1 protein-coding gene is annotated in these 564 nt (G+C 53.0%); it reads left to right on the top strand.

Annotation, left to right across the window (positions count from 1 at the left end; genetic code table 11):
• On the top strand, window positions 1–564 hold a 564-nt coding region (locus tag AC2A1E_RS24290; protein WP_484385891.1), incomplete at both ends, for a fimbria/pilus outer membrane usher protein.

The raw sequence follows: 564 nt of genomic DNA, 5'->3' as shown, positions 1-564 counted from the left end.
ACAGTGTCAGAAAAAGGAAACCAGACGGCGCAGGCGGATATTGAGTATCTGACCCAACGCGCCAGGTTAACCGCCGGGGCCAATAGCCAGTCAGACCTTTATCTGGGGGGCAGCGGCTCGGTAGTGCTGATGAAGAGGCACAGTTTTATGGCAAAACAGCTGAATGATGCCTTTGCCGTCGTGTCGACTGCCGGAGTACCGGGCGTGCCCGTGCTGCTGGAAAACCGCCTGGTGGGGAAAACAGATGAGGAGGGTTTTCTGCTGGTATCGCCTCTGTACTCCTATCAGAAGAACCAGCTCAGTATTGATAGCCTGGAGCTTCCCCCCGGCTATGACATTGCCTATACCAACACCGTAGCAGTTCCCAGAGACCGAACTGGAAGCTATGTCGAGTTTCCCATCAAGCCAGCATATGCTGCCGCAGTGGTGTTGGTTAATCAACGTGGTGAGTATTTACCCGTGGGGACTGAGGTGTTTATCAAAGGGCAAAAACAGTCTTACATTGTCGGGTTCGATGGTGCGGTCTATCTTGAGGGACTTACCGATAATCCTCACATTGAGGCA

The organism is Serratia sp. HNCC26DJ206, assembly GCF_057180605.1.
The sequence above is the reverse complement of the archived record's forward strand: the minus strand, read 5'-3'. Positions and strand labels throughout refer to the sequence as shown.